Below are 306 nucleotides of genomic sequence, written 5' to 3'. Positions count from 1 at the left end.
CGCGTTGTAGCTGGCGCTGACTTGTTCGGTTTGGCTTTGCTGCGCGGGGGCGTTTTCGTCGAGCGCCCGGGGGTATTGCAGCAGCTGGTTGGCTTGGTTGTAGGTCCACGCTCCAGCCTGGTGGGCGCTGCTCAGGCGGTTGCCTGCGGCGTCCCAGCTGTAGGCTTCGTTTGGCAGGCCTTGTTCCTTGAGCGCCTGGTCTGGCTCGGCCTGGGTGAGGCGGCCCAGGCGGTCGTAGGTGTAGGCGCTGGCGCCTTCTTCGCTTTCGATGCGTGTGATGTGGCCCGCCGGGTTGCGGCTGTAGCG

At 66.3% G+C, this 306-nt stretch carries 1 protein-coding gene; it reads right to left on the bottom strand.

Features of this window, described 5'->3' with window-relative positions:
- On the bottom strand, positions 1–306 hold a 306-nt coding region (locus tag QB898_RS13310), incomplete at both ends, for a hypothetical protein (RefSeq protein WP_279525333.1).

The organism is Ottowia cancrivicina (assembly GCF_029813755.1).
Lineage (GTDB): Bacteria > Pseudomonadota > Gammaproteobacteria > Burkholderiales > Burkholderiaceae_C > Ottowia > Ottowia massiliensis.
This window is presented reverse-complemented; position numbering and strand designations above follow the sequence as displayed.